This window comes from Bacillus cereus group sp. MYBK108-1 (assembly GCF_051917185.1).
In the GTDB taxonomy this organism is placed as follows: Bacteria; Bacillota; Bacilli; order Bacillales; family Bacillaceae_G; genus Bacillus_A; species Bacillus_A cereus.
The window spans coordinates 588,279-609,594 of the sequence record NZ_JBQAHZ010000001.1; the positions used below are offsets into that span (position 1 = coordinate 588,279).

Below are 21,316 nucleotides of genomic sequence, written 5' to 3' on the forward strand. Positions count from 1 at the left end.
CTCTCCTTTATGATGGAGATAATATATCTTTGTAATGTTCTACAAACACTTTCCGGTACTTCTCATATGTATCCGCATCAAACTCATCCCCGTTGTAATGAATACACCATAAATTTGCTTGATTTGGGATACCAATTAAATAACCAGCCCTTTGAAACTCTAAAGACTGTGACACATCATAAAAGTGAAACCCTTGAAACAAATCTTCTCGCCACGGAATATCATACTGCGTTGCCATGAATAAGCCATCAATTGCCTGAACTGACAAAAATGGTTGATTACCATAAAAAACCTGATCTAAATTTAATAATTGATAATTCCGTCTTCTATACTCAATCACTTTCCCTACTAAATTTTTTCCTTCCCACCATATCCCGTTATTCGGTAAAAACTGAGCCCCAGCGACTCCTATTAAACCAAGCTTTTCATTTTCTTTAAAAAGAGATATAAGTGTAGAAAACATGTCTCGATTAATAAGATATGTATCTTGATGTATATATACTTTGTATTTCGCTGGATATGAAAGGGCTCGGTTGTATGCACTTGCCATACTTTGTGCATCTCGTATCGGAAAAATTTGCACGACATAACCTGGGGGAACAAAAATGTTTCTTATTTGGCTCTCACATTGTTTGAAAAGCTCCTCATTATTTACACAAACAACGACTAATATTGTATGATCTTTCATTTTTGTCCCCCCTTTTATTCTTCCTTATTTACATCTGACATATAGTGTTCCACAAATATTTTCCGATACTTTTCATAGTTCGTCATATTCACATCAAAATGATAATGGATACACCAAGCATCGCGCTGTACAGGTACACCGACTGTATATCCTGCTTTTCTAAATTCAAATGATTGAGATACATCATAAAAATCAAATCCGTCAAATAAGTCTTCTCGCCACGGAACATCATATTGTGTCGCCATTAATAAACCATCAATACATTCTACAGGAATAAATGTTTTTGATTCATGATACGGTTGTTCTAAACTTGCCATATAAAACAAATCATTCATATAACCAATGACTTTTCCTACAATGCCACGCCCTTCGTTCCATACACCAGTCGGAGGAACATATTGCGCTCCAACCATCCCGATCATCCCAAGGTGTTCATGTTCCTCAAATAATTGAAGTAATCCATATAAAAAAGCCCTATTTATAATAAAAACATCTTGATGTAAATAAACTTTATACTTCGCTGGATGCGAAATGGCTTGATTGTATCCACTCGTCATACTTTTCGCATTTCGAATCGGCATGAATTGGACAATATACCCTGGCGGTACTAACAATTGCAATATATGTCGCACGCAGTTTGCATACAATTTCCGATCATTTATACATGTAACAAATAATATTGTTTTGTCTGCAGCACTCATAATTGTGATTTTTCAGCTTCAATAATATACTGAAATACAACTGTCTCAGCCATGAAGCCACTTCCAAGACGATATTTTTTACAAATTCCATATAGCTCCTCAATAAGCGGTTCATACATTTTATGATCAACATATACACGATCTACTTTACTAATAACATATCCTGCTTTTAAAAACATTCTTAGCATTTCATTAAATGTAAAGAAACGAATATGTGTTTTATCTAATAAACCATATTCTGTATACGTCCAATTTCCCGCAAGTAAAGGCGCTAATACTGAAATATGAGCAACATTCGGTATACTTGCTAAAATTACACCATTTTGCTTTATATATGGCTTAATCTTTTCAATCACAGCCCACGGATCAAATAAATGCTCTAATACATCTCCAAATATGACGCAATCAAATTGCCCCTCCTCATAAGGAAGTTCTATTTTTTCTATATCCCCTAAAATAACATGATCAAGTCTTTCTTTCGCTTGTTCTGCTGCCTCTGGAAATGCCTCAATTCCTGATACACGTGTGCCGTTTTCTTTAATAGCTGCTCCCAATGCACCGCTCGAGCAACCAATATCAAGAACTTCTTTCCATTCCTTTTTTATATGCTTCAATAAATTCGGATTTGCTGCATTATAATAATGTTCGGATTTTTCTTCATATAAAGAGCTTTTTTTACGATTCATTTCACACACTCCTTATGCAATTTGAATTTGAAATATAAATCTCATATGAATTCTATAAAGTGCAGATTTTGTTCATCCCCTACTGATTATTAGCCCACAAATAGCAGTATAAAATCTTTTATTTATATTGGTTACGTTACTGATACTCTAATATATAACCAATCTATTAGAGTTAGAATAAAGATACATCATTTCTAAAAAACGAAACCCATTACTCTTTATATGGTTTATCAAAAACCCCCCGAAAATATTTACGGTTATATTCAATTGCAGCATTATTCGGAACATAAGAAGCTGCTAATTCATTGTAATAATACGCTTTATCTTGCTCTCCTAACCTGCTATAACAAATACACATTTGTAAATAGGGTAGCCATGTGTAGCTAGCTGGACTATGGAAAGGACTTTCCGTTGCCATCGGTACTTCTGTTGCAAGTTTAAACCAAAATATCGCTTCATTATATTTTTCTTGTTCCATATATATATATCCTATTCTTGTACAATTTTCTCCTCTAGGGACGTCATACCGAAACGACTTCACACAAGATTCGATTGCCTTCTCCCACATTCCGAGCTTCGCATAGCAATCTCCTAACTTACCACATGCATAAATTTTTTCTTCATACCATCCTTCGTCTTGATTAAGAAATGTTTCATAAAGAAGAACTGCATCATCATATTTTTGGTTATCCGTAGATTCATTTGCGTAATAAAATAAATCTCTCGGACTTAATTCTTCACCTGCAGCTACAGTATTTTGAAAAATTTTCAAATTACGATCTGTTACTTTTTTTTCTTTTTTATGTGTAATAGCAACATTACTACTAAAAACCTCACCAGAAATAGCTAAATACTCATGAACCTTTCCAAACCATTGAAATTGTTTTTCACGCTTTACAAGTCGATTTCTTTTTGTACAATATAAAGGTTTCCCGTTAGAATCCATTGCAAGGTGATAAGGCATCGAAACAGCATCAATTTTAGGATCTAATTCTCTTTTTAAAAGTTTCAATGCTTCTTGAGCATCTTCTAATAATACGTCATCTGCATCTAGCCACAATATATACTCTTGCGTCGCTTTTGAAAAAGAATAATTTCTTGCTGCTGCAAAATCATCGATCCACTGGAAATCATATATGTTAGAAGTGTATTTCTCTACGATTTCTTTCGTTCGATCGACGGAACCTGTATCAACTACTATAATTTCATCCACAATTTTTTCAACTGTGTCTAAACAACGTGCTATTGTCTCCTCCTCATCTCGAACAATCATACATAAACTAATTGTAATTCCTTGCTTGTTCAACATAATCACCCTCTTCCAAATCAATCATATGTTATACATATACTAAACTTTCCATTTTTTTAAATTGTTCAAGTAGTTTTAGATTTCTTTTCAATAATTCAAATGTCCGTGTCATTTTCTTTCGGTTTTGCATCTACTATATAATGAACGCTTTATGGAGGTGAATTTATGTCAAATAATAATTATTCAAATGGATTAAATCCCGATGAATCTTTATCAGCTAGTGCATTTGACCCTAATCTTGTAGGACCAACATTACCACCGATACCACCGTTTACCCTTCCAACTGGGCCGACCGGACCTACGGGACCTACGGGACCGACTGGGCCGACTGTACCTACGGGGCCAACTGGACCTACGGGACCGACTGGACCGACTGGACCGACTGGACCGACTGGGCCGACTGGTGACACTGGGGCTACTGGACCTACGGGGCCGACTGGTGACACTGGGGCTACTGGACCTACGGGGCCAACTGGTGACACTGGGGCTACTGGACCTACGGGACCGACTGGTGACACTGGGGCTACTGGACCTACGGGACCGACTGGTGACACTGGGGCTACTGGACCTACGGGGCCAACTGGTGACACTGGGGCTACTGGACCTACGGGGCCGACTGGGGCTACTGGGGCTACTGGACCTACGGGACCGACTGGACCATCCGGACTAGGACTTCCAGCAGGACTATACGCATTTAACTCCGGTGGGATTTCTTTAGATCTAGGAATTAATGATCCAGTACCATTTAATACTGTTGGATCTCAGTTTGGTACAGCAATTTCTCAATTAGATGCTGATACTTTCGTAATTAGTGAAACTGGATTCTATAAAATTACCGTTATCGCTAATACTGCAACAGCAAGTCTATTAGGAGGTCTTACAATCCAAGTGAATGGAGTACCTGTACCAGGTACTGGATCAAGTTTAATCTCACTCGGAGCACCTATCGTTATTCAAGCAATTACGCAAATTACGACAACTCCATCATTAGTTGAAGTAATTGTTACAGGGCTTGGGCTATCATTAGCTCTTGGCACGAGTGCATCCATTATTATTGAAAAAGTTGCTTAATTTTTTACTTAGCAGTAAAACTGATATCAGTTTTACTGCTTTTTCAATTTCAAATTCAATCATGAAACATTCAGTACCTACATAATCATATTGTTGTATGACATTTTGCAGGAGGCACAAATATGGAAAGTAAATCTGCTGTTCAGCTTTATCTCGAATTGCTAAAGAAGACAATTTTATTTGAAATATGGTTAGAATATGAGGCATACTTACCCGCATCTCTACATATTTCGAAAGAACTAGAATTCGAACCAGTTACAGTCCCTCTCCCTTTATTCATTAAGCAATATGCCGAAAACCATAACTTAAAAATTGTAAAACCAAATGTCTCAAAAAGTGAACGTCATGATGGAATGGATTGGCCAAGAGCAGCACATAGCATGATTGGTCGAGAACGTATGAACCAATTACAAGAGGCGATGGAAACCGTTGTTCGTGAAAATATAGAAGGTGATTTTATTGAAACAGGTGTATGGCGCGGAGGATCATGCATTTTTATGAATGGGTTTTTACAAGCAAACAACATTACGGATCGTAATGTGTGGGTCGCAGATTCATTTGAAGGTTTGCCAGCACCGAATCTAGAACAATATCCAAAAGATTACGGTGATTATTTACACACATTCGATTACTTACGCGTCTCTTTAGAACAAGTACAAGAGAATTTCAAAAAATATGATTTACTAAATGATCAAGTGAAATTTTTAAAAGGTTGGTTTAAAGATACTTTACCAACAGCACCAATTGAAAAAATAGCAATTGCACGGCTTGATGGTGATATGTATGAATCCACCATGGATGGTCTCGTGAACTTATATGATAAAGTTTCTAAAGGTGGCTATATAATTATCGATGACTACGGGCTACCACCATGCGCTGAGGCTGTGACAGACTTTAGAAATCAACGGAATTTAAAAGCCCCTATTACTAAAATTGATGTATTTGGCGTTTATTGGAGAAAAGAATAAAAAAGATTTAATCTATAGGAGATTCCATTTTCACTCATTCTTCTCTTACTTTTAATCCAATTAAGTATTCTTTTTCGGAATCTCCTTACATATAACAATTGTTTTCCTGTGTTCTCTCACTACAAATTGAAAATTTCATTAATAGAGTTACTGCATATTCTCACATAAGAAAGGGGTATACTCATGAGCGAATTTAACAAAGAAATGACTTTACTCCCCCCTCCTGAACTCGTCCAATATGTAGGTGGCGACTTTAAAAAGGTTGGAAAAGAGTTCCTAAAGCATTTCATTCAAATTGGCGCTTTAAAATCAAATGAAAAAGTATTAGATGTAGGCTGCGGCGTCGGCCGAATGGCTGTACCATTAATGAATTACTTAAATGATGATGGAGCGTATTATGGATTTGATTTGTTTAAAGATGGAATTACTTGGTGTCAAAATAACATTTCAACTATGCGTAATAATTTTCACTTTGAACATGTTGACATATACAATCAATTCTATAATCCGGAAGGAAAAGAAGATGCCTCTCAATATCGTTTTCCCTATGAAGACGGAACATTCGATTTTATCTTTTTAACTTCTGTATTTACGCATCTTCTCCCAAAAGAATTAGAACATTACGTATCTGAAATTGTACGTGTATTAAAAAAAGACGGGAGATGTTTCATTACATTCTTTCTTATAAACCCTGAATCGTCTTATTATTTAAATGCAGGACAAAGTACATTAGGTTTTTATCATCGAATCGAAAATTGCTACGTTGTAAATAAAGATATTCCGAATTTCGCAGTTGCTTATCCTGAGACAGATATTTGCAATCTATTGAATAAGTACGGCCTAGAAATAATCAATAAGCCGCATTACGGTTTATGGTGCGGCAGACAGGAATATACAAGTTACCAAGATATTGTTCTTACAAAAAAAAGCTTCTGAAAGGAAGTTATGTATGATGAATGAAAAAAATCCACCTCTCGTTTCCATCCTTATTCCCACTTATAATCGGCCCCATTATTTCAAAATTGCTCTAGAAAGTGCATTGGCACAAACTTATTCAAATATTGAAATCATCATCGGAGATGATAGTACAAATGATGAAACAGCAACTTTAATACGCGAACAATACTTACCAAATTATAAAAATATAACATACATTCGAAATATCCCTACTCTAGGACAATTTTACAATGACCTTATGCTCATAGAAAAATCAAATGGTGAGTATATAAATTTTTTAATGGACGATGACGTGTTTTATAAGCATAAAATACAAAAAATGATGGCCTATTTTGAGCAAGATTCCAATAAAAATCTTGCTCTTGTTACTTCTTATCGAGTACGTATTGATGATCATGGAAATCTAATAGGTGATTCCCATCCAACACAAAGGTTATATAGTGAAGACACCCCATTAAACGGGATATTTTTAGGTAATTGGATGTTAAAGGGCGGGCACAACATTATCGGTGAGCCTACGACTACTTTGTTTCGAAAAGAATTGCTCACTGAGCCCTTTGGTACCCTTAAAGAGCGACATTATTCTTGTAGTGTTGATATGGCCTCATGGATTTCTTTACTTTCTAAAGGAAATGCAATATACATTTCTGAGCCTTTAAGTCAATTTCGCTACCATGCTGGACAACAAATACACAATAAGCTCCTTCAAGGTTGTGAAGATTTCACACACCTTGTTATAACAGCAAAAGAATATGGCTTTTTACAAAATCCTTTGGATTATAGAGCAGCTCTACTTAGCGCTTACCAATGGTGTAAAAGTTCCTTAAAATACTATCTTCATCAACTAGATATTTTTCCTGACGCACATGTACGTCTTTCCCATTGTTTGGATATAATTATTAAAGAGTTAAACAATTAAACTACTCTGCAAAATTAAAAGTGTATGGACTATATGTGAATCATTCGTATAGTTCATACATTCTTTCTCATACTATAAAGTGAAACTTTAATCAGCCCTCACCAATCGGGCTTTTACGGGCAGTTGATCCCCCACCTAACTTCTTCGCTTTTCCTGAATTTTGAGGTGGGGGTCTTACTGCCCATTAATGCGGGATAAAATCCATTACTATAAAGAGCAGTAGAAAGGAATACCTACATTGAAAGATCCAAATTCTCAATATCAAATAGACTACGTATTACTATTTATTTTATTTGCCATTGGGATTGTTAGTTGTTGTGCTATTGCAAGTGCACAAGCCTCTTTACCACCATTTTTACAAAACGTCAATTTTGTACTAAAGCAAATCCAATGGTATTTCATTGGATTTATAGCCATTGGTGTTATTATGATTATCGACTTCGATCGTTATCAAAAAATTGCTTGGTATTTGTACAGCTTTGCAATGGTACTACTTATTGGACTAGAACTTCAAGTACCAGGTGCCGTTACAATTAAAGGCGCTACCGCTTGGTACAGGCTCCCAGGCATCGGAAATTTTCAGCCTTCTGAAATTATGAAATTGTTTTTAATTATCGTCATTGGACGAATTATAGCAAATCATAATGAGAAATATTTTTCCCAAACGATACATGACGATTTTTTACTACTTGGAAAAATATTTGCGACAAGCTTGCCACCACTACTACTTATTGCAAAAGAACCAGATTTAGGAAACACAATGGTCATTTCAGCGATGCTTGCAGCAATGATACTAGTTTCTGGCATCCGATGGCGTTTTATTTTCGGATTAGTTTCAGGTACTTTCGTTGCTGGATTTACATTAATATATATTTTTTTTACTCACACAGATTTCTTTAAAGCACACATTTTAAAAGAATATCAATTAAATCGCTTCTACGGATGGTTAGCACCTTACAAATATGATGCACAAGGCTATCAATTAAGACAAGCATTCTTAGCGACTGGATCCGGAGAAATGCAAGGAAAAGGGTGGGAAAATGGACAAGTATATTTTCCAGAACCACATACAGATTTTATTTTCACTAATGTCGCTGAACAATTTGGATTTCTAGGCGCAAGTGTCATTATTTCTCTTTTTTTCTTACTCATTTTTCGAATGATTCATATTGCTTTAGAAAGTAATGACCCTTTCGGTAGTTACATTTGCGCTGGTACAATCGGAATGTTTACTTTCCAAGTATTCCAAAATATCGGGATGACAATCGGATTACTCCCCATTACAGGGATAACATTACCTCTTATGAGTTACGGAGGAAGTTCACTGCTTACATACATGATTGCGATTGGATTCATTTTAAATGTTCGCTCAAGAACGAAAATCTTTATGTTTAAATGAACAACACAAAAACGCTATATTTTTATCTCTATCCTTTTTTAGATATACTAATGAAAAATACGATGGAGGTTTAAATATGAAATATGACATTATAGGAGATATTCATGGATGCTTCCAAGAGTTTCAAAATTTAACAGAGAAGCTAGGATATAACTGGAGTAGCGGTCTACCGGTTCACCCTGACCAACGTAAACTTGCATTCGTTGGCGATATTACAGACCGTGGTCCTCATTCATTACGTATGATCGAAATTGTATGGGAACTTGTCATACATAAAAAAGAAGCTTATTACGCTCCTGGAAATCACTGTAATAAACTATATCGATTTTTCCTTGGGCGTAATGTAACAGTCGCTCACGGACTTGAAACAACTGTTGCTGAATATGAGGCACTTCCTTCTCATAAGCAAAACATTATAAAAGAAAAGTTTATCACTCTTTATGAACAATCACCGCTCTACCACATACTAGATGAAAAAAGAGTAATCGTATGTCACGCTGGAATTCGGCAAGATTACATAGGAAGACGAGATAAAAAAGTACAAACCTTTGTATTATATGGCGATATTACAGGAGAAAAGCATGCCGATGGCTCACCTGTCCGTCGCGATTGGGCACAAGAATACAAGGGACAAGCTTGGATTGTATATGGACATACACCAGTGGCAGAACCTCGATTCGTCAATCAGACAGTCAATATTGATACTGGCGCTGTATTTGGTGGCAAATTAACCGGATTACGTTATCCTGAAATGGAGACTATCTCTGTCCCTTCTTCTTTACCTTTTGTCGCTGAGAAATTCCGTCCAATTTCATAACTACCTTACTTAGCGAAAGATTATCGTATTATTTAACCAGATTTCATATAAAACTAGGTAAAGTAATTAAAAAAAGATGCAATAAAGTGCATCTTTTTTTAATTACCCTACATATAATGTCGCAGGAGGTGACAGAATGAAGAAAAAATCTTCTAAACAAAAAAGAAAATTTCCCCCTTTATATCTGCCCATGTACGGAATTAACAACTGGTGTAGTATTCGGGCTGCAGCGATAGAAGAACTGGAAGAACAAGAGTCATCAAAAAAAAGCAAAGTAAAACCAACATATGTCTCTTTAGAAAATGCTGTGATGAGCCGCATAATCGATCGCAGAAAAATAAAGATGCAACAAAAAAATAAACAGCTCTCAAATCAAGATGAACAGGTAATACATTCTAATCAAACAGAAGAAAAGACGGAAGAAAATATTTCTGTAGCAATAAATAAAAAAGTGGAACCAGAAATTCCAGCTGCTATTATAAACAAAGTAAAAAAAATAAAAGAGGCATTGGCTTCATCGAATGATATACAAACTGAAAAACCACTCATAATTGAGACACCTACACCTGAAAATACAAAAGTTAAAAGGGGCGGCCGATATGCATATGCGGAAGGGCTTCACTCTCATGCGGAGGGCATGGCAGCACATGCGGAAGGCTTATTAACACACGCAAAAGGTTCTTTCTCTCATGCAGAGGGATCAAACTCAAAAGCAACTGGACATAGTTCGCATAGTGAGGGAAGTGAAACGACAGCAGGCGGAGCTTATTCTCATGCAGAGGGTAAACAGACGATTGCTTTAGGCGAAGCTGCACACGCAGAAGGAACCGCAACTATCGCTAACGGATCCTCTTCTCATGCGGAAGGTCATCATACATCAACAGCTCATTTTGCAGGTAGCCATATTATGGGGCGCTTCGGCACTGCAGAAGAAGCTTATTCTTGGTTTATTGCAAATGGTGTAAGCGACACCGACCATAATATCGGGGCTAAATGGCTTGCCCATAATGGAGAAATGTACATTGAGGGTGCGTCTTACAATGCAAGTGGAACGGATTTTGCACAAATGTTTGAAACCGAAGATCATAAACCTATTGATGTCGGTTATTTCGTTACATTTAGTAGCGAAGAAAAAATTCGGATAGCTACTTCACACGACTCGTTCATTTTAGGAATATCTAGTGCAACCCCTGCCCTTATAGGAAATAGCGGGGCTTTAAGTTGGGAAAAACGTTATAAAACAGATAACTTTGGAAAACGCCAATATGTATGGACGGAAACCGAAGAAATACAACCTCTTTTAAATACAGAATGGGATCCAACTCGCAAATATGTAGCAAGAAAAGATCGCGCCGAGTGGCTTCCTGTCGGATTAATTGGACAAATGTTAGTACGTGATGACGGAACTTGCGAAGCACATGGATTTTGTCTTCCAAATGACAATGGCATTGCTACAAAAGCCGAAAGTGGATTTTTCGTTATAAAGCGTACGGGTGAAAACCAAATTTTAATATTATTCCGCTAAGAAAAAAGGGAACAAAATTCTTTATAATATAAGAATTTTGTTCCCTTTTTAAGTATACCGCAACACTTCTTGCATATCGCTTGGAAGCTTTATAGTGAAAGACATCTCTTTCTCTAAAATAGGATGATAAAAAGTCAAAGATTTACTATGAAGTGCTTGCCGTTTCATTTCATCCCTTCTCCCTCCATATAAGCTATCACCAAGTAATGGATGTCCTATATGAGCCATATGCACACGAATTTGATGCGTTCTTCCTGTCTCAAGCTCAAGCGCTACATGTGTCTTATGATATGTACTATCAATTACTTTAAAATGAGTAACTGCCCTTTGTCCATCCTCACAAACCATTCGCTCAATAATGCTATCAGATTTTCGACCAATTGGTGCATCAATCATTCCTTCTCGTTCTACAATCTTTCCGTGAACAATTGCTTCATACGTTCGTTTCACAGCTTTTTGTTGATGCTGCTTCGATAAAAGATGATGCACGAAACGATTTTTTGCAATAAGCATAAGCCCCGAAGTATCACGATCTAAACGTGTTACGATGTGCACTGTACTTGCAAGATGCTGCTTATCATAATGAGATAACAGCGCATTGGCAACACTTCCTGCCGGATGTTCTCTAGACGGAATCGTTGACATATTCGCCTCTTTATTAATGATAAGAACCGCGTCATCTTCATATATAATGCATAAAGGAATATCTTCTGCCATCATCCCTTCACTTCTTTCCTCCACTGGAAAAAAGACACGTAATTCTTCACCAGCACGCAACTGATGACGAACACTCGCATGTTGACCATTTACTTCAATTGCTCCGCCATGAAACTTTATATCCGTTAAAGCGGCTTTAGAAATACCTTTCGTTTTCAAAAATTCCCTAACTAAAGCTCCCTCTTCAGCCGGCCCTATATCCCATTTCAATGTAAATCTGTTCAAATATATAACCCTTTCTATTTATCTGCAACAAACGAGTCACGAACTCGTTTCCAGAACGGGAATGGGCGGAAACGAACAAATCGCACTTTCTCGTTTGCGACGCGATACTGGATTGATTTCACATCTTGATGAACCATCGTTAAATGATCCACTGTAATTTGTAAGTTCATTCCTGCAGCTGGCTTTAACACACATGTATGATGCTTCGGCAATACGAGTGGCGATCCTACAGTACGAAATACACGATTGTTAATGGACGCCATTTCTGCAATTTGAATCGCTTCAATAGATGGGTGAATAATTGCTCCGCCAAGCGCTTTATTATACGCGGTACTTCCTGAAGGAGTAGAGATACAAAGGCCATCTCCGCGGAATGTTTCAAAATATTCTCCGCGTATTTCTACTTCTGTTACTAATGTACCTTCTGCACTTTTTACAGTCGCCTCATTCATCGCTAAATACTGTGACTCTTTACTTCCATTCACATAGCGAATAATAACTTCTAAAAGCGGATATTCCACCACTTGGAATGGTGTTTTCGCAATCGCAATTACTAATTTCTCTACTTCTGTTGGTAACCAATCTGCATAGAAACCTAGATGTCCTGTATGTACACCAACAAATGCTGTTTCATCCAATCGATTATAATAACGATGAAACGCATATAAAAGCGTTCCATCTCCCCCAACAGAAATTACAATATCGGGTTCCTTTTCATCCATTATAAATCCAAAATCTAGCAAGTACTCTTTCATCGTGCTTGCCAGTGTATCTGATGATTGATCTCCCTTTGACATAATTGTAAATTTCATCGCCCAACACCCTTTAGTTTATGATTCGGAATCTTTCGTTTCTTGCTTTCTTGAAAAAGCCTTTTGCGCTTCTTGAATTTCAAGACGAATAGAAGACATTTCTTCATCTAATAAAAACGCCGCTTCAGCTGCACGTTGCAATCGTATTTTAATATCTTCAGGAAAACGTCCACTATATTTATAATTTAAAGAATGCTCAATTGTTGCCCAAAAGTTCATTGCTAGCGTGCGTATTTGGATTTCTACCAATACTTTTTGTTCACCTTGAATCGTTTGAACAGGATAACTAATGACAACATGATAAGAACGATAACCGCTATCTTTCTTTTGCGTGACATAATCACGTTCTTCCACGATTTCAAAGTCATTTCGTTTTCGAAGATATTCTACAACAGGCTTAATCTCATCAACAAATTGACACATCATTCTAAGCCCAGCAATATCCTGCATATCTTCTCTCAATCGGTCTAGCGGTACATTTCTCTTCTCCGCTTTATCAATAATACTTGCAACCGACTTTACCCTTCCTGTTACAAACTCAATTGGAGAATGCTCTGTTAACATTGCAAATTGAGTACGCATTCCTTTTAGTTTCACTTTTAGCTCTGCCACCGCTTGGTGGTAAGGTGCTAAAAATTCTTCCCAATTTCGATTCATTTCAACCACCACCAAAATCAATCCATTTGCTTATAGAAATACTTTTTCTACAGCAGTTACTAATTCTTCTCCGTAATTTGCATTACCTTCAATATTTTCAACTAAATATTCTACTTCTTCTTTTAATCCTTCTAATTCCATTTCAATGTCATTCACGCGAACGAACATAACCACATCGTTATTCATCGCTTCATGCATTGCTTCCCAGCATGTGTGCGGAATACTTACATAAATGAAAGATGATTCATTTTCTAAGATATATAAAAATGATAAATTGTCTGAGTCTACAAGTACGTGATTACGCGCACTTAACTCCTTTACCTCTATTTCACTATTTTCCGCACAAAAAATAAGAGCATTCTCTCTCTTTTCTACGCTCTTAACTTGGATTTTATTTTGCATGCTCTAACTCCTCCATCTCAACTTCCTGTCTTACTTAACAGTATTATTGTATCATAACATGGACGCAAACAAATAAAACATTGAACCAAATTTATGAAAAAGCGATAATGTGTAAAGAATTATTTTTCAAAAGGAGATTATACAATGACACAAGAAATTGAAATTGAATTCAAAAATATCGTTACAAAAGAAGAATTCGATACATTATGTAAATCTTTTTCTATTGAAGCATTTACAAAACAAGTGAATCACTACTTTGAAACACCTGACTTCTCGTTAAAAGAAGCTGGCTCTGCACTTCGTATTCGTCATAAAGGAGCAACTTATACGTTAACGTTGAAACAACCTGCAGAAATCGGTTTATTAGAAACGCATCAAGTCGTAACAGAAGACGAAGCAAAAATGATGATGGAAACAAACACAATCATTCAAGGAGCAGTAGTAGATCAATTACACAAATTACAAATTCCTGTTTCTGCTTTAACATATATGGGTAGTTTAACAACAGAAAGAGCAGAAACATTATTTAAAGGCGGAACACTTGTCTTTGATCATAGTTTCTATTACAATCACGATGATTATGAAATTGAATTTGAAGTACAAGATGAAGAAACAGGAAAAGCTGCATTTATTCATTTATTAACGCAACATAACATACCTGTTCGCCATACAAATAACAAAGTAAAACGCTTTTTCCTTGCCAAACAAAAAAAAGCACGCTAAAGTGAAAATTCCACTAGTGAATATGTTTCACTAGTGGATACATCTCACTAAAAAAGTTTACACCCGTAGAATAAGCAAAGAATCTTTGAGAAAGCTGTTTATTTGCCCTCTCGAACATTCCATTGCTACAATAGATATACATTTCATGGAAAAAGGAGTTTATAAAGGATGAGCAAGCAACCGATGACACCATTTGAAGGAATTGGCGGTGAACAATGCATTGCAATATTAGTAGATACATTTTATTCCTATGTCAGTAAACACCCTGACTTATCTCCCATCTTCCCGGAAGATTTAACAGAAACCGCTAGGAAGCAGAAGCAATTTTTAACACAATATTTAGGTGGTCCTAATTTGTACACTGAAGAACATGGTCATCCTATGTTAAGGGCACGCCATCTTCCGTTTGAGATTACTCCAAAACGAGCAGAGGCTTGGCTATCATGTATGGAGCAAGCAATGGATGATACTGGAGTTCATGGTCATATAAGAGAGTTTGTTTTTGAACGTTTAGCATTAACCGCTCAGCATATGGTTAATACTCCAAACGAAACAGGTGAAGTGTAATGGATAAGCAGGAAGCAAAGCATATAAATATCCCATCTCCTTCCGCATGCGAGCATAAGTCTGTAGAAGCATATTTATTTATTGATCCACTTTGTAAAGATTGCTGGGAAATTGAGCCTTTTATTATTAAACTATGGCTTGAATACGGGAAATACTTCTCTATTCGTCATATCGTAACAGGAAAAGTGGATGGAACGAACGCTTCCTCACACAAATGGAATAAACCTGCTAATATTCGATTTGTGTGGGAAAAGACAACCAGTTTACAAGGTTTTTCATGTGATGGAAAGGTACATATGCAAGAAGCATCATCAACACCATATTTAGTTTCGATGGCAATTAAGGCAGCGGAGTTGCAAGGCCGAAAAGCAGGTTCGAAGTTTTTGCGAAAACTCCAAGAATACATTTTCCTTGAAAATGTATCAAACCCTGACTGCGAACTATTACTTGCATGTGCGAAAGATAGCAATATTGATGTAGAAGAATTTAAAAAAGATCTACATTCTGCTAGTGCAAAAAAAGCTTTCCAGTGTGACTTGAAATTCACGAATGAAATGCATATTACAGAAATACCTTCCCTCGTCTTTTTTCATGCGAACTCAGATGAAGAAGGTATTAAAATCGCTGGAAATTATTCCTACGATGTATACGTACAATTATTGAAAGAACTTGTAAAATGTGAAATTGAGCCAGAACCATTACCACCTTTAGAAGTGTTACTAGAAGCAACACAATTTATATCTTCAAAAGAAGTAGCATTTATTTATGATTGTCCGCAACAAGAAATTGAACGCGAACTAAAAAAATTACAACTGAAACGAAAAGTACAAATGATAGAAGTAAAATGCGAACGTTATTGGAAATGGATAGCAAAAGAAAAAGACCTGGTGTAAACACCAGGTCTTCTTCTTTACGGCTTATAAAAATATTAAAGGGGATGGGAGAAATTTTCACGTTCAAACAAAGGGGTATATGTTTGTATGTGAATTCGTTCACGCTTATTATATTACAAGATTCGACGTCAGATGACAACCCCTTTTGTCGAATTTCACACTTTTGTCACATTCTAAACGTTTTCATTTTTGAATAAGCTATAAAAAAGGTCATTTAGGGGGTTTATTTATGAAAAAATCTTATATTGCTCTTCTCTTTCTAGCTGTCATCGTTTCTTTTTTCTTGTACATCCTCTCTCTACTACAAGCTTTTCCTAAAATTATTGCCTTACCTCTTTTATTCGGAATCATCGTTATCACTCTCTCTTATTTCAATTATAAGAAACGATTCAAAGGGTTTTAATTTTAAAAATCAGTCGTAAAACTATCCTTTCAGTTAGAAAAACAAAGAAATTCACCTTTTTCTCCGACAAATATCGACATTGAATCTATTCAACAAAAAGACGAGGATACAATCCCTCGTCTTTTTTCATTACTTTTCTTCAAATAATAATGCTTCTAATTCATTTAATTTCTCTTCAAATACTTGTAGCGCCTCTTTTACTGGTTCAGGAGATGCCATATCTACTCCTGCTTTTTTCAGCACTTCAATTGGATAATCAGAGCTTCCTGCTTTTAAGAACTCATTAATATAACGTTCTACTGCTGGTTGTCCTTCTTCTAAAATCTGTTTAGATAGAGCTGTCGCTGCACTAAATCCTGTTGCGTATTGATATACGTAATAGTTGTAGTAGAAGTGTGGGATACGAGACCATTCTAAACCAATCTCTTCGTCGATTACTAAAGCGTCACCGAAATATTTCTTATTTAAATCATAGTAAATTTCCGTTAACATGTCTGGCGTAACAGCATGTCCTTCTTGTACTTTCTTATGAATAATATGTTCAAACTCTGCAAACATCGTTTGACGGAATACAGTACCACGGAACCCTTCTAAATAATGATTTAATAAATATAGACGCTCTTTCTTATCTTCTGTCGTTTTTAATAAATAATCATTTAGAAGTGCTTCATTACAAGTAGATGCCACTTCTGCTACGAAGATGGAATAATCACCATATACGTGCGGTTGTGTTTTTCTTGTATAGTAACTATGCACCGAATGACCAAACTCATGAGCAAGTGTAAATAAATTATTTACATTATCATGCCAGTTCATTAAAATATACGGATTTGTTCCATATGCACCAGATGAATATGCCCCGCTTCGTTTTCCTTTATTCTCATACACATCTACCCAGCGATTTTCATATGCCTCTTTCAAAATATCAACATATTCATCACCAAGTACGTTTAAAGATTTTAATAAAAGGTCTTGCGCTTCTTCGTATTTCACATTCATTTTCACTTCTGGTACAAGTGGTGTATATAAATCATACATATGAAGCTCATCAAGTCCTAGTGCACGCTTACGAATATCGATGTAACGGTGTAATAAATGTAAGTTGTCATTTACTGTTTCAACGAGTTGATCGTATACTGCTTCCGGAATATTATTATTGCTCAGTGCAGCTTGGCGAGCAGAATCATATTTACGAACACGCGCATTGAAATTATTACGTTTTACTGCTCCGCTTAACGTACTTGCGAATGTGTTTTTAAATTTTCCGTACGTTTCATATACAGCTTTAAATGCATCTTTGCGAACACGAGGATCATCACTTTCTAAAAACTGAATGTAACGGCCATGTGTAATTTCTATTTCTTCTCCGTCTTCCCCTTTAATAGATGGGAATTTTAAATCCGCGTTATTCAACATACCGAATGTATTGCTTGATGAACTCATTACTTCAGATGCTTCCGCTAATAAAGCTTCCTCAGCTTCTGATAATACGTGCGGGCGTTGACGTGTAATTTCTTCTAATGCATGTTCATATACACTTAAATCTCTATTTTCCTTCAAGAATGTTTGCAGTGTATCTTCTGAAATCGATAAAATTTCAGGCACAATATACGCTGTGCTACTAGATACTTGTGAATATAAATTTGTTGCACGATCATTTAATGCTTGATATACAGAGTTTGTTGTATCTTGATCGTAACGCATATGAGCATATGTATATAACTTACCTAATCGCATTGATATTTCATCTTCATATTGCAATGCCTCAAGTAAATTGTCCGCAGAGTCACCAAGTTTCCCTTTAAATTCAGTTAACTTCGGTAATAGCTCTTTAATAGCTTGGAATTCTTTTTCCCATTCTGCATCCGTTTGGAAAATATCTTCTAATCGCCACGTACTTGCTTCTTCAATCTCGTTGCGATCTGGTAATGCTTTCGCTTTGTTTTGTTCAGACATTCTTTAAGCCCTCCTTTAAATATCTCTACTTAAGTACAATTCGTTTTTTTCTTATGTAATTCCTTCACAATCATTCTTTATTATATCCGCTTTTCCTCCTCTCATGTTAAAATTTGCCTCAAATAAAGATAGCGCATGTATTAAGCAAATCTCATCATGTTTCATAATTTCCTCCTCTGTTTTTAACATCACGGCATCCCTTATTTTTCGGTACGTATAAGTTCCCACTTTACGTAAAACACCTATATAGCATAAAAATGTCATATATTCAGTAACTGCCATTTTCCATATGTGCTGCGAAAAGTACGGAAGTATCCGCCTTTTCGTATACCTTTTTACATAACTACACACGTATTGAAGAGAAATACACTCTCCCACTGCAAGCTCCCCTATACACTTCATATATAGAAAAGCTTGCCATATAAATGGGTTTGTTTGAAAAGCAAATGCAGAAGGGAGTGGAACACCAATTTCAGAAGGAAAGCTCGCTGGGGTACATTTAAATTGATATAAGAGGCGTAATAATGACTTATAATTATAATTCCAAATCGGTAAGGCATTTTGGCGAAAGTTTTTCTTTCTCTTCTTCCACTCTTCACCCAATCTTTCTTTCCCGAAAGGAACAGGAGAAAAAAGCATTTCAAAAGTAGACGCATCAGTTGGTAAATATATAGTATGTGAGAAAAAAACATTTGTAGAAAAGGGAGTGACAAATGCACATTTCATAAATGATTTTTGTTTCGGACAGAAGAAAATAAGAAGTGGCTGAGGATAAGATTGTAAGGAGAAAGCCATAAGTGAGGAAAATTTCATCCAATATGCAGATTGCTTTTTCAATTGATTTCCACCAACGATCCAAATGACCTGTATACCAGCTTGCCAATACGAATATGTTCTTTTGTACAGCTGCTCTATAGCGAGGTTTGCACATTGGTATTCAATTGCAATTTTTCTACCCGCCCTCTCTACAAAAACATCTGGTCGTTGCTTAATTTCTGGGAGGTAGTACTCTATATCCACCTGAAAGTTTTGACGTTTGAACCATCTATATAACAATTCTTTACCATGCATATGATACTTTGATTCCGCTTCATAAAAGGCAAGACATGAATCCACTTTTTTATGAGCAAAATGCCAACTTTTTTGTTTCCCTAATTTCATTTGCACTTCCTTTCCGCAAGCTACACAAAAGAATCGTTCTTGTTGACGCATACGGCGCAAAAGCTCTTCATTACAATTATAGAGTAAATGAATTTTTTCACCGTTTTCTCTTTTAGCGATAAATATCGTAATCACACCCTTTCAGCTCCTTATATTCTACAATTTGTTACAAATTCCTTTTAAAAAAGAGATGTCCCAATTTCGGACATCTCTTTTTATAATAAAGGTGATAATAATCGGTACGTTGATTCAACAATTCGTCTATGAAGACGTCTTTTATGAAAATGATCACCATGAATTTCACTTGATTCTTCTAAATCATCTTTAAAGTCTTGAACAAGTTTTCGAATGCTATCTGTATCATATAAAAAGGCATTTACTTCAAAATTCAAATGAAAACTTCTCATATCCATATTAGCTGTCCCAATTGAAGCTAAATCAGAATCAACGATGACAATTTTACTATGAAGAAAACCTTTTTCGTATTCATATATCTTTACTCCTGCATCTAAAAGCTCTGGGAAGTACGATCTCGATGCGTAAAAGACAGTACGCTTATCCGGTTTACTCGGCATTAATAAACGAACATCAATACCAGCAAGTGCAGCAACCTTTAATGCGGATAAAATATCATCATCCGGAATAAAATACGGCGTTGCAATCCAAATAGATTTCCGAGCAGAAGCGATCATTGCGAAATATAAATGCTTAATCGTTTCCCACTTATTATCGGGGCCACCTGCAACTAGCTGCACTCCTCCCCAATGATCACCCTCAACTGCTTTTGCTTGTAAATATTCAGGGGCTAGCACAGCCTCTCCAGTCATATAAAACCAGTCTTGAAGGAAAATAAGTTGTAAACTTTGAACCGCTTCACCACGTAAATACAAATGCGTATCTCGCCAAAAGCCAAAATATTTATTTTTCCCTAAATACTCATCACCGATATTTAATCCGCCTACAAACCCTTCGTTCCCATCAATCACAACAATTTTCCTATGATTTCGATAATTAATCTTATCGTTTAAAATCGGAAAGCGCACAGGAAAGAATGGAATCATTTCTACACCTGCATCGTTTAATTCTTCAATATACGATTTCGATAACTTAAAACTTCCAACCGCATCATATAAAAAGCGAACAACAACGCCTTCTTTCGATTTTTGTATTAAAATATCTTTAATTTCTGTTCCTAATTTATCATCACGCACAATGTAATATTCCATATGAATGTGATGTTTCGCTCGTTTTAACCCATTTAAAATAGCCCGAAACGTTTCATCTCCATTTGTTAATGTCCTCGTTTCAGTTTGAAATGAAATATTTAAAGCTCCTAATCGATCCGCTAAACGAAATAACAGTTCTTGATGCTTATGATTGCGTAAAATTCGTTCTTCGTAATCTTCATGCCCTTTATATTGTAAAAACGCCTGTTCATCAAGTAACGCCTTCTTTTGGAACATTCTTTTTCTTCGAAAATTTTGTCCAAATAATAAATAAGCAAAGAAACCAAATACCGGAAAAATTCCTAAAACAATTAACCATGTAAGTGTTTTAGATGGATGTCGATTTTCTAAGAAAATAACGCAACCAATTAAAAACGCAGATACTGTAAATAAAATACTAATAATACCTAAAATCGAAACATCTTTTATCCCAATCACATCTGAATAAAATGCTACATCAATAAACATACGTAACGAAACAAATAATGCGAACAATAGCAGTATAAAGAAAATCAGCTTTAACGTATTTTTCAT

The 21,316-nt window shown here is 36.0% G+C and carries 22 protein-coding genes; 11 read left to right on the top strand and 11 right to left on the bottom strand.

The window, feature by feature from the left end:
- Nucleotides 1-7: 7 nt before the first annotated feature.
- The 4 genes from ACTFSL_RS03075 to ACTFSL_RS03090 form a co-directional block, all read right to left on the bottom strand.
- On the bottom strand, nt 8-688 hold the full coding sequence (locus ACTFSL_RS03075; protein WP_000651527.1) for a glycosyltransferase family protein: 681 nt from the start codon (nt 686-688) through the stop codon (nt 8-10).
- Nucleotides 689-702: 14 nt separating this feature from the next.
- On the bottom strand, nt 703-1,389 hold the full coding sequence (locus ACTFSL_RS03080; protein WP_001271184.1) for a glycosyltransferase family protein: 687 nt from the start codon (nt 1,387-1,389) through the stop codon (nt 703-705).
- A complete protein-coding gene (locus ACTFSL_RS03085) occupies nt 1,386-2,075 on the bottom strand; it encodes a class I SAM-dependent methyltransferase (RefSeq protein WP_440041150.1) in 690 nt (229 codons plus the stop codon). The genes ACTFSL_RS03080 and ACTFSL_RS03085 overlap by 4 nt, the downstream gene beginning before the upstream one ends.
- 211 nt (nt 2,076-2,286) lie before the next feature.
- Nucleotides 2,287-3,384 (bottom strand): glycosyltransferase, encoded by a 1,098-nt coding sequence (locus tag ACTFSL_RS03090; protein WP_000932909.1) that lies wholly within the window; start codon nt 3,382-3,384, stop codon nt 2,287-2,289.
- 165 nt (nt 3,385-3,549) lie between these two features.
- Here ACTFSL_RS03090 and ACTFSL_RS03095 point away from each other — a divergent pair, with 165 nt between their 5' ends.
- From ACTFSL_RS03095 to ACTFSL_RS03125, 7 genes are all read left to right on the top strand, one after another.
- On the top strand, nt 3,550-4,455 hold the full coding sequence (locus tag ACTFSL_RS03095) for a BclA C-terminal domain-containing protein (RefSeq protein ID WP_440041151.1): 906 nt from the start codon (nt 3,550-3,552) through the stop codon (nt 4,453-4,455).
- Nucleotides 4,456-4,577: 122 nt separating this feature from the next.
- Complete coding sequence (locus ACTFSL_RS03100) at nt 4,578-5,423, top strand: TylF/MycF family methyltransferase (RefSeq protein ID WP_000444381.1); 846 nt, start codon at nt 4,578-4,580, stop codon at nt 5,421-5,423.
- A 183-nt stretch (nt 5,424-5,606) separates the two neighbouring features.
- On the top strand, nt 5,607-6,359 hold the full coding sequence (locus tag ACTFSL_RS03105; RefSeq protein WP_001288766.1) for a class I SAM-dependent methyltransferase: 753 nt from the start codon (nt 5,607-5,609) through the stop codon (nt 6,357-6,359).
- 13 nt (nt 6,360-6,372) lie between these two features.
- Entirely contained in the window at nt 6,373-7,299 is a 927-nt protein-coding gene (locus ACTFSL_RS03110) for a glycosyltransferase family 2 protein (protein ID WP_440041152.1), read from the top strand.
- Nucleotides 7,300-7,537: 238 nt separating this feature from the next.
- On the top strand, nt 7,538-8,698 hold the full coding sequence (locus ACTFSL_RS03115) for an FtsW/RodA/SpoVE family cell cycle protein (RefSeq protein WP_000654701.1): 1,161 nt from the start codon (nt 7,538-7,540) through the stop codon (nt 8,696-8,698).
- Between the two features lie 76 nt (nt 8,699-8,774).
- Entirely contained in the window at nt 8,775-9,515 is a 741-nt protein-coding gene (prpE, locus tag ACTFSL_RS03120) for a bis(5'-nucleosyl)-tetraphosphatase PrpE (protein ID WP_000872698.1), read from the top strand.
- A 136-nt stretch (nt 9,516-9,651) separates the two neighbouring features.
- Nucleotides 9,652-11,040 (top strand): peptidase G2 autoproteolytic cleavage domain-containing protein, encoded by a 1,389-nt coding sequence (locus ACTFSL_RS03125; RefSeq protein ID WP_000730518.1) that lies wholly within the window; start codon nt 9,652-9,654, stop codon nt 11,038-11,040.
- 48 nt (nt 11,041-11,088) lie between these two features.
- Here the strand turns inward: ACTFSL_RS03125 and ACTFSL_RS03130 are convergent, their stop codons facing one another.
- The 4 genes from ACTFSL_RS03130 to ACTFSL_RS03145 are packed head-to-tail and all read right to left on the bottom strand — an operon-like array spanning nt 11,089 to nt 13,853.
- Nucleotides 11,089-11,982 carry an RluA family pseudouridine synthase gene (locus ACTFSL_RS03130; protein ID WP_440041153.1) on the bottom strand — a complete coding sequence of 298 codons (894 nt, stop codon included), beginning with the start codon at nt 11,980-11,982 and terminating at the stop codon, nt 11,089-11,091.
- A 14-nt stretch (nt 11,983-11,996) separates the two neighbouring features.
- Entirely contained in the window at nt 11,997-12,794 is a 798-nt protein-coding gene (locus ACTFSL_RS03135) for an NAD kinase (protein WP_000673190.1), read from the bottom strand.
- A gap of 18 nt (nt 12,795-12,812) precedes the next feature.
- Nucleotides 12,813-13,451, bottom strand: coding sequence for a GTP pyrophosphokinase (locus ACTFSL_RS03140; protein ID WP_001081482.1), 639 nt, complete (start codon nt 13,449-13,451; stop codon nt 12,813-12,815).
- 30 nt (nt 13,452-13,481) lie between these two features.
- Nucleotides 13,482-13,853: a hypothetical protein gene (locus ACTFSL_RS03145; protein ID WP_001180003.1), complete on the bottom strand. Its 372-nt coding sequence runs from the start codon at nt 13,851-13,853 to the stop codon at nt 13,482-13,484.
- Between the two features lie 144 nt (nt 13,854-13,997).
- Between ACTFSL_RS03145 and ACTFSL_RS03150 the strand changes: the two genes are divergently transcribed.
- The 4 genes from ACTFSL_RS03150 (at nt 13,998) to ACTFSL_RS03165 (ending at nt 16,439) form a co-directional block, all read left to right on the top strand.
- Entirely contained in the window at nt 13,998-14,576 is a 579-nt protein-coding gene (locus ACTFSL_RS03150) for a CYTH domain-containing protein (RefSeq protein WP_000191116.1), read from the top strand.
- A gap of 168 nt (nt 14,577-14,744) precedes the next feature.
- The gene (locus ACTFSL_RS03155; RefSeq protein ID WP_000043390.1) at nt 14,745-15,143 is read left to right on the top strand and encodes a globin domain-containing protein; all 399 of its coding nucleotides are present in this window, start codon (nt 14,745-14,747) and stop codon (nt 15,141-15,143) included.
- On the top strand, nt 15,143-16,036 hold the full coding sequence (locus ACTFSL_RS03160; RefSeq protein ID WP_440041155.1) for a ClpXP adapter SpxH family protein: 894 nt from the start codon (nt 15,143-15,145) through the stop codon (nt 16,034-16,036). Before ACTFSL_RS03155 ends, ACTFSL_RS03160 begins: the two co-directional genes overlap by 1 nt.
- A gap of 229 nt (nt 16,037-16,265) precedes the next feature.
- On the top strand, nt 16,266-16,439 hold the full coding sequence (locus ACTFSL_RS03165; RefSeq protein ID WP_000750355.1) for a hypothetical protein: 174 nt from the start codon (nt 16,266-16,268) through the stop codon (nt 16,437-16,439).
- A 129-nt stretch (nt 16,440-16,568) separates the two neighbouring features.
- On the opposite strand, the gene pepF is transcribed toward ACTFSL_RS03165, so the two are convergent.
- The 3 genes from pepF to ACTFSL_RS03180 form a co-directional block, all read right to left on the bottom strand.
- Nucleotides 16,569-18,395: an oligoendopeptidase F gene (gene pepF / locus ACTFSL_RS03170; RefSeq protein WP_000003348.1), complete on the bottom strand. Its 1,827-nt coding sequence runs from the start codon at nt 18,393-18,395 to the stop codon at nt 16,569-16,571.
- Nucleotides 18,396-18,446: 51 nt separating this feature from the next.
- Entirely contained in the window at nt 18,447-19,691 is a 1,245-nt protein-coding gene (locus tag ACTFSL_RS03175; RefSeq protein ID WP_000628313.1) for a competence protein CoiA, read from the bottom strand.
- A gap of 80 nt (nt 19,692-19,771) precedes the next feature.
- The gene (locus ACTFSL_RS03180) at nt 19,772-21,316 is read right to left on the bottom strand and encodes a cardiolipin synthase (RefSeq protein WP_000799194.1); all 1,545 of its coding nucleotides are present in this window, start codon (nt 21,314-21,316) and stop codon (nt 19,772-19,774) included.

Excerpts from the sequence above, each read along its gene's own strand:
- ACTFSL_RS03155 (WP_000043390.1), top strand. The coding sequence starts at position 14,745 with ATGAGCAAGCAACCGATGACACCATTTGAAGGAATTGGCGGTGAACAA.
- ACTFSL_RS03075 (WP_000651527.1), bottom strand. The coding sequence starts at position 688 with ATGAAAGATCATACAATATTAGTCGTTGTTTGTGTAAATAATGAGGAG.
- ACTFSL_RS03110 (WP_440041152.1), top strand. The coding sequence starts at position 6,373 with ATGATGAATGAAAAAAATCCACCTCTCGTTTCCATCCTTATTCCCACT.
- ACTFSL_RS03080 (WP_001271184.1), bottom strand. The coding sequence starts at position 1,389 with ATGAGTGCTGCAGACAAAACAATATTATTTGTTACATGTATAAATGAT.
- ACTFSL_RS03145 (WP_001180003.1), bottom strand. The coding sequence starts at position 13,853 with ATGCAAAATAAAATCCAAGTTAAGAGCGTAGAAAAGAGAGAGAATGCT.
- ACTFSL_RS03140 (WP_001081482.1), bottom strand. The coding sequence starts at position 13,451 with ATGAATCGAAATTGGGAAGAATTTTTAGCACCTTACCACCAAGCGGTG.
- ACTFSL_RS03180 (WP_000799194.1), bottom strand. The coding sequence starts at position 21,316 with ATGAAAAATACGTTAAAGCTGATTTTCTTTATACTGCTATTGTTCGCA.
- ACTFSL_RS03160 (WP_440041155.1), top strand. The coding sequence starts at position 15,143 with ATGGATAAGCAGGAAGCAAAGCATATAAATATCCCATCTCCTTCCGCA.
- ACTFSL_RS03090 (WP_000932909.1), bottom strand. The coding sequence starts at position 3,384 with ATGTTGAACAAGCAAGGAATTACAATTAGTTTATGTATGATTGTTCGA.
- ACTFSL_RS03165 (WP_000750355.1), top strand. The coding sequence starts at position 16,266 with ATGAAAAAATCTTATATTGCTCTTCTCTTTCTAGCTGTCATCGTTTCT.
- ACTFSL_RS03095 (WP_440041151.1), top strand. The coding sequence starts at position 3,550 with ATGTCAAATAATAATTATTCAAATGGATTAAATCCCGATGAATCTTTA.
- ACTFSL_RS03105 (WP_001288766.1), top strand. The coding sequence starts at position 5,607 with ATGAGCGAATTTAACAAAGAAATGACTTTACTCCCCCCTCCTGAACTC.
- ACTFSL_RS03150 (WP_000191116.1), top strand. The coding sequence starts at position 13,998 with ATGACACAAGAAATTGAAATTGAATTCAAAAATATCGTTACAAAAGAA.
- ACTFSL_RS03135 (WP_000673190.1), bottom strand. The coding sequence starts at position 12,794 with ATGAAATTTACAATTATGTCAAAGGGAGATCAATCATCAGATACACTG.
- prpE (WP_000872698.1), top strand. The coding sequence starts at position 8,775 with ATGAAATATGACATTATAGGAGATATTCATGGATGCTTCCAAGAGTTT.
- pepF (WP_000003348.1), bottom strand. The coding sequence starts at position 18,395 with ATGTCTGAACAAAACAAAGCGAAAGCATTACCAGATCGCAACGAGATT.
- ACTFSL_RS03085 (WP_440041150.1), bottom strand. The coding sequence starts at position 2,075 with ATGAATCGTAAAAAAAGCTCTTTATATGAAGAAAAATCCGAACATTAT.
- ACTFSL_RS03125 (WP_000730518.1), top strand. The coding sequence starts at position 9,652 with ATGAAGAAAAAATCTTCTAAACAAAAAAGAAAATTTCCCCCTTTATAT.
- ACTFSL_RS03100 (WP_000444381.1), top strand. The coding sequence starts at position 4,578 with ATGGAAAGTAAATCTGCTGTTCAGCTTTATCTCGAATTGCTAAAGAAG.